Annotated in this window: 6 protein-coding genes; 3 read left to right on the top strand and 3 right to left on the bottom strand. The window is 77.5% G+C overall.

Translation table 11 applies throughout. The features are described from left to right. Positions 1–152: 152 nt before the first annotated feature. Positions 153–2,744 (bottom strand): CHAT domain-containing protein, encoded by a 2,592-nt coding sequence (locus tag IEZ31_RS47425; RefSeq protein ID WP_190256710.1) that lies wholly within the window; start codon positions 2,742–2,744, stop codon positions 153–155. Positions 2,745–2,860: 116 nt separating this feature from the next. On the opposite strand from IEZ31_RS47425, the gene IEZ31_RS47430 reads away from it, so the two are divergent. Both IEZ31_RS47430 and IEZ31_RS47435 read left to right on the top strand, forming a co-directional pair. Beyond that, positions 2,861–3,940: a S8 family peptidase gene (locus IEZ31_RS47430; protein ID WP_190256711.1), complete on the top strand. Its 1,080-nt coding sequence runs from the start codon at positions 2,861–2,863 to the stop codon at positions 3,938–3,940. Positions 3,941–3,948: 8 nt separating this feature from the next. After that, on the top strand, positions 3,949–4,455 hold the full coding sequence (locus IEZ31_RS47435; RefSeq protein WP_190256712.1) for a hypothetical protein: 507 nt from the start codon (positions 3,949–3,951) through the stop codon (positions 4,453–4,455). A gap of 16 nt (positions 4,456–4,471) precedes the next feature. On the opposite strand, the gene IEZ31_RS47440 is transcribed toward IEZ31_RS47435, so the two are convergent. Both IEZ31_RS47440 and IEZ31_RS47445 read right to left on the bottom strand, forming a co-directional pair. After that, the gene (locus IEZ31_RS47440) at positions 4,472–5,035 is read right to left on the bottom strand and encodes a copper resistance CopC family protein (RefSeq protein WP_190256713.1); all 564 of its coding nucleotides are present in this window, start codon (positions 5,033–5,035) and stop codon (positions 4,472–4,474) included. Positions 5,036–5,054: 19 nt separating this feature from the next. Next, positions 5,055–5,906 carry a hypothetical protein gene (locus tag IEZ31_RS47445; RefSeq protein WP_190256714.1) on the bottom strand — a complete coding sequence of 284 codons (852 nt, stop codon included), beginning with the start codon at positions 5,904–5,906 and terminating at the stop codon, positions 5,055–5,057. 38 nt (positions 5,907–5,944) lie between these two features. Here IEZ31_RS47445 and IEZ31_RS47450 point away from each other — a divergent pair, with 38 nt between their 5' ends. Further along, positions 5,945–6,583: a VC0807 family protein gene (locus tag IEZ31_RS47450; RefSeq protein ID WP_190256715.1), complete on the top strand. Its 639-nt coding sequence runs from the start codon at positions 5,945–5,947 to the stop codon at positions 6,581–6,583. Positions 6,584–6,671: the final 88 nt, after the last annotated feature.

The following is a 6,671-nucleotide window of genomic DNA, read 5'->3' on the forward strand; positions in this document are numbered from 1 at the left end:
ACCAGGGGGTTCGGGGGACAGGGCGATCACCGCCGGGCCGCGGACGCGGGCGCAGCAGCGCCGCGCCGCCCTCGGCCGGCGGCGCGCCCGGATAGGTGAACAACGAGTCGTCCATCGACCGCAGACGGTATCTCCAGCGCGCAAGAGCGCTCTCACGGCGGCGCCTCCCGGCCGGAGCCGAGGCAGACGAACCCGGCCGCGGCGGCGAGGGCCCGGGGGGCGGCGTCGGCCAGCCCGAGCTGGGCCTCGGCGAGGGCCTCCGCCGGCGGCCGCCCGGCGGCGAGGGCCTTGTGCAGCGCCACCATGAGCGGCGCCGTCTCCGCGTCGGGGACCGGCAGGACGGAGGCGACCAGCTGCGCCGCCCCGCGCCCGATGAAGGCGGCACCCAGGCCGAGCAGCTCGTCACCGGTGCTGACGACGGACCGCCCGCTGTCGCAGGCGGCCAGGACGACGGTGTGTGGGACCCGGGGCAGCTGCTCCAGGTCGTACACGACGAGCGGCCCGTCCGTGAGGGACAGGTCGGAGAAGAGCGGGTGCTCGGCCGACAGCCGCCCGTGCGCGGCCAGGTGGACGAGGCCGGCGCTGGCCAGGGCGTCGAGGACGGCGGCGACCGTGGCGGCGGCGCCGACGAGCGGGCGGGCGCCGTGGACGGCGGCCACCTCGTGGGCCTCGGCGTGCGCGCCGGGCAGGCCGGGGCCGGCGGCGACCGCGACCCGCCCGGCGGGCGGGACGGGCCGGGTGGTGGTCGCGTGCCACAGCGTCGCCGAGGGCGCGACGGTGACCGGCCGGCCGGCGCAGGACGGCAGCACCGACCAGGGCACGCCGTGCAGCACGCCGGTCGGCACGACGACGAGGGGCCGGCCGGCGAGCTCGGGGAACGGGGCGAGCAGCGCCTCGTCGAGCCGGGCGGCGGCCTGCCGGAGCAGCAGCAGCGCCGCGCCGGGGCCGGGGCGGGTGAGCCGGCGCAGCGCGAACGGGAGCCGCTCGGCGAGCTCGGCGACGGTCCGGGTGCCGCCGAGCGGCCGCAGCCGCAGCCGCCCGCCGGCCAGGGTCAGGCCGTGCAGGACGCCGTCGAGCTGGAGGTACTCGACGAGGGCCCAGTCGCCGAGCGCCGCGGCGAGGGCGGCGGGCGGGACGGGCGGGGTCGGCGGGCCGCCCGGGGTGCCGCGGCGCTGCCGGGTGTGGTCGCGGATCAGCCGCTCCAGCGCGACCTGCCGGCCGGTCGGGGCGGGCCGGTCGCCGCGGGCCTCTTCGAGGACGATGCCGCGCAGCTCGGCGAGGAGGTCGGCGAGGCGCGGGTCGGCGGGCGGGCGGATGCTGCGGTACTCCAGGCGGCTGGCCCGGCCCCGCTCCGCCCACTCGAGGACCCGCCGGGGGCGGCCGTCCCGCAGCGCCATCCGCAGCCCGAGCTCGGTCAGCTCCCGCCGGTGCGCCGCCGAGTGCACCCGCAGGTCGGTGGCGCCGAGGGCGGCGGCGTGCTCGTCGAGGATGCGCAGCCCCGCCCGTACCGCGCCCGCCGCACCCGCGGCGTCGGACGCGTCCAGCCGCAGCAGCGCCTCGGCGAACCACCCCCGGGCGCGCAGGGTCGCCGGTCCGCGGCGGTGCGCGGCGGCGGCCGCCTGCGTGAGGTGCTCCCGGGCGTGGCGGCGGTCGGCCCGGGCGGCGACCAGGCGGGCCTCGACGGCGGCGGCCGGCCAGCTGCTCGCGTCGAGCGCGGCGACGACGGCCCGCACCCGGGACGCGGTCGCCGGGGCGCCGGCGCGCAGGGCGGTCAGCCGGGCCGCGGCGGCCCACTCGGGCCGGCCCTGCCGGCCGAACTCGCGGGCGGCGCGGGCGGCGTGCGCGGCGGCCGCCGGCCGGTCACCGGCGACGAACGCGGCCTGCGCCTGCATGAGCCGGGTCTCGGGGACGCGCAGCTCGCGCCGCTCCTGCCGGTACGCGGCGACCGCGCGCTCGGCGACCTGGGCCGCCTCGGCCGCCAGCCCGGCGGACAGCAGCAGCGCGCAGCGGTCCTGCAGCAGGACCGCGAGGTGGCCGCCGTGGGCGGTGATGGCCCGTTCGGCGCGGTCGAGGTAGGCCAGCGCGGCCGGCACGTCACCGCGCAGCGTCTCGACGAAGCCGAGGTTCTCCACGACGATCCCGACCGCGAGGTCGCGGCCGAGCGCGCGGGAGAGCCGCTCCGACTCCTGCAGGTCGGCCACGGCCGCGTCGAACGCGTGGCGGTGCGCGAGCAGGTTGCCGCGGTTGGCGAGCAGCCGGGCCACGCTGAGGTCGTCGCCGACGGCGCGCAGGCGGGGCAGGGCGGCGGCGAAGGCGGCGAGGGCCTCGTCGAGGCGGCCGCTCTCGCTGAGGATCACGGCCCGCTGGCCGAGCGCCTTGGCGGCGGACGGCCCGTCGAGCTGCTCGACGGCGGCGTCGATCTCGGCGAGCGCGGCGGCGGTGCGGCCGCGCATCACCAGCGCGTACGCGAGCTTGATCCGCGCCTCGCCGGCGAGGGTGCCGGAGCCGGCCCGCTCGCCGTGGGCGATCGACCGGCGCAGGTGCCGGGCGGCGGCGTCCATCCGGCCGGTCTGCAGGTGCGCCTGGCCCCACGCCCGCTCGGCGAGCGCGGCGGCGGCCGGGTCGCCCTGGCGGGTGGCGGCGCGCACCGCAGCGGCGGCGACCGGCTCGGCCCGCGCCGGGTCGGTGTCGGCCACGCGCATCGCCCGCTCGGCCAGGGCCAGCGCCGTCGCTGCTGCGCTCACAAGTGATCACACTGCGTACCGCGGGGCACCGGTGTCAATCGCTCGGTCGGCCGGTGCATCATGGGCCTGGGTGGCGTATCCGTGGTACGGAATCCTCAAACCGGGAAGGAAGCGCCATGCCTGTGCAAGACCTCGGCGGCCTCGTCGTGGACCTGCCCCACCTCGACCTGGTGCTGACCGTGGCGGGCGAGCTGCGGCAGGACCTGACTTTCGGCCGGCCGGACGAGCTGCCCGACCTGCGCCTGGCCCGGGTGCCGGTGTCGGCCGACGTGCCGGAGTCGGCGTTCGTCGACCCCGAGCAGCTCGACCTCGTGCTGGCCCAGCTGCGCCGGTGGTGCGCGGCCCGGTTCGGCGGCTGGACGCCGGAGATGGGCAAGGACCGGCCCCTGGAGAACATCTTCGCGCTCGGGCACCCGAAGTCGCTCGGCGCGCTGGTCGCCGAGCCGGCCGACGCCCCGTCGACGACGTCGGCCCTGGCGAACGCGGGCGCCGGCGTCAGGGTCACCATGCTGGACGTTCGCCTGGACGTCGACCTGGCCGCGGCGTCCGGGGCGGAGGTGCCGCAGGTGGCCGGCCACGGGCGGTTCGTCAAGGGCGTGATCGGCGGCCTGGCCCCCGGCGCGCACGTGTCCGTCCGCCCGGTCCTCGACGCCGGCGGCCGGGGCAACACGTGGGACGTCGTGCGGGCGCTCGCGGCGGCGGTCCGCGAGGACCAGGCGCAGGTCGTGAACCTGTCGATCGGCTGCCGGACCGCCGACGGCGAGCCGCCGTTCGTGCTGCGCCGCGCCGTCGAGGTGCTCGGCGAGCAGACGCTCATCGTGGCCGCGGCCGGCAACCGCTGGGCCGACCCGGCGGTCGCGCAGCGCTCCCAGCCGACCTGGCCGGCGACCCTGCCGGGCGTGGTGGCGGTCGGCGCGGCGGCCGCCGAGTTCAGCCCGCAGCTGCCGTGGGTCGACTACCTGGCCCCCGGCGTCGACATCGTCTCGACGTTCCTCAGCGACGTCGCGACGAAGGAGCAGCCGCTGGCCACCTTCCACGGCTTCGCGAAGTGGAGCGGCACGTCGTTCGCCGCCGCCCACCTGACCGGCGCCGTGGCGGCCGCCCTGCCGTCGTCGGGTTCGGCGCGCGCCGCCCTCGCCGACCTCGCGTCCACGGAGGGATCGGGCATCACGCGGTACCGCTGGCAGGAGGTATAAACGCTCGCATGAATCTGGGAGACGTCGAGCGGGAGATGGCACGGCTCGACCGGCTGTACCGGCCGGTCGCCACGGCACCGGTCGACGTCTCCAACCCGGACGCGATGCTCACGGCGTGCACGGCGATCGACCGCGAGCTGGCCGAGATCAACGCCGACGGCCGCGCGGAGTCGCTCCTGCGCGCGGCCGTCGCCGCGTACGCGGAGGGCGACGACCTGGTGCGCGCGGCCGTCCGGGGCCTGTTCGACCGCTACGAGTGGTTCCGCTGGGGCGCCCACTTCGCTCCCGACTGGACCACGGCGGAGGAGCTGCGGGCGCGGCTGATCCACTTCAGCGCCCGCGACCAGGGCGCGGACACCCGCGACGAGCTGCTGGGCCTGCGCGACCTGCTGACCCGGGCCCGGCGCCTGGGCATCGACCCCGCTCCGGTGCTGGCGGAGGTGGCCGCGATGTCGAGCGACGCCGACCGCTACGGCATGGGCTCCACCCGCGACCTCCTGCTCCGCCACTGCTGAGGCCGGCCCCGGCCGCCTACGCCGAACGGCGGCGCCGGGCGAAGAACCACCCGCCGGCCAGGAGCAGGACGACCACGGCCCCGCCGGCGATCCACCAGGTCGCCGAGCCGGAGTCCTCGGACGACGCCGGCACCGGCGACGCCGACGTGGCCGCTGCGGACGGCGACGGGGACGGCGAGGGGGACAGCGACGGCGACGGGGAGGGCGACGGAGCCGGCGCCGCGTTCGTGAAGGCGAACGTGCCGGAGATCGCGTCGCCGTCGGCCGACACCGTCGACCAGGCGACCGTGATCGCGCCCGGCGGGAGGGCGCGGACCGCCTGCAGGACGTTCTTGTCGACGACGCGGGCGGCGCCGTCGCTGTAGGAGACGCCGTCCGGGCCGGTCACCGTGACCGTGGTGCGGCTCTGCTTCACCATCTCGTTGAAGGTGAGGGTGACGGCGGCGACCGGCGTGGTGACCGTCGCGCCCTTCGCCGGGTCGGAGCGCACCAGCGTCGAGTGCGCGGAGGCCGGCGCCGCCAGCCCGAGCGTGGCGGTGGCACCGAGCAGCGTCGCGACCAGCAGGCGCCGGAGCATCATGTCGTCATCCTCGAGAGCGTCAGGGTGTCGGTGGGAGGGTAGTCGCCGCCGGCGCCGCGAAAGTTCCCAGGACGTCGGCGACGTAGCGGGACGCCGGTCCGCCGTACACATCCTGCACCGCCCGGATCCCGGCCCACAGCGCGGGCAGCGGCCAGCCCGGCGGGAACAGCGCGGCCGGCAGCCGTGGGCTGCTCAGCGTGTCGACCATCGGGGCCTTCAGCAGCCCGGCATACCGCCGCAGCGTCGCCGCATCCGGCGCCGGCGGCTCCGGCAGCGCCTCCAGCGCCGTGCGCAGCGCGCTCGCGTGGGCGGCGTACGTGCCGGCGAGCGCGTCGAGGTCCCAGGCCACGCGGGCGGCCCGGGCGGCGTCGCGCTCGTCCAGCGGCAGCCGGGTCACGAGCAGCAGCGCGTCCGGCGGCGCCTCGCCGAGCGGCAGGTGTTCGCTGCGGTCGTCGAGCGCGACGAGCACCCCGGGCTGCAGCAGCCCGTACCCCAGCTGGACGGCCGAGCGGCGCAGGGCGTCGCGGAACGCCCGGCGGGACTCGGGCACCTGGTACAGCAGGGCGTGGAACGCGCCCGGCCACTGCGGGGCGGGCGGCCGGCCGCCGGCCCGGACGCGCTCGAACCGCCGGCCGTACTCCCCCGCCAGCCGGTAACCGGCGCCGCGCCCCTGCCGGACGCTGGCCAGCTTGCCCTCCTGCCGCATGCGCAGCAGCAGCGCCCGGGCGGCGGCCGGCGTGAGGCCGAGGTCGCCGAGCAGCCGGACCAGGCCGGCGCCGGGCAGCTCCGGCCGCCGGGCGACGCCGAAGAGGAACGGCACCAGCGACGCGGACCTTCCGCCGGGAGACTCAGATGGTACGATCTGGCTCACGTTCGTGAGCATAATCGAACACTATCGGGGAGGTCCGGATGGGCCGGTTCGGCAAGATCCTCATCGGCTGGGGGCCGACCCTGGTCGCCAACGTCCTGCTGCCGCTCCTGACCTACTCCTGGCTCACCGACCGCGGCCTGACCGAGGCGTCCGCCCTGGCCCTGAGCGGTGTCTGGCCGGCGGTCGAGGTGGCCGTGATGTTCGCGATCCGCCGCCGGGTCGACGAGTTCGGCGTGCTGACATTGATCATCATCGCGCTCGGCGTCGGCTCGTCGCTGGCCCTGCACGACGGGCGCCTCGTGCTGTTCAAGGAGTCGGCCGTGACCGGCCTGTTCGGCCTGCTGCTGCTCGGCTCCCTGCTCGCGCCGCGCCCGCTGATGTTCTACTTCGGCCGCCGGTTCGCCACCGACGGCTCCCCCGAGCGCGTGGCGTGGTGGGACGGCCTGTGGCAGTATCCGGGATTCCGCCGCACCCAGCGGATCCTCACGGTCGGCTGGGGCGGGACGTTCCTGGCCGAGGCGGCGCTGCGCATCGAGCTGACCGAGGTGCTGAGCGTCGACACGATGGTCGTCGTCAACGCCGTGCTGCCGTATGCGGTGACCGCCGGCCTGGTCACCTGGACCATCCTCTACAGCCGCCAGGCCCGCCGCCGGGCCCCGGCCGCGGCCACTGCCTGACCGCCCAGCCTGACCGCCCAGCCAGACCGCCCAGCCAGACCGCCCAGCCAGACCGCCCAGCCAGACCGCCCAGCCAGACCGCCCAGCC

This window comes from Dactylosporangium sucinum, from assembly GCF_014647515.1.
GTDB classification, from domain to species: Bacteria; Actinomycetota; Actinomycetes; order Mycobacteriales; family Micromonosporaceae; genus Dactylosporangium; species Dactylosporangium sucinum.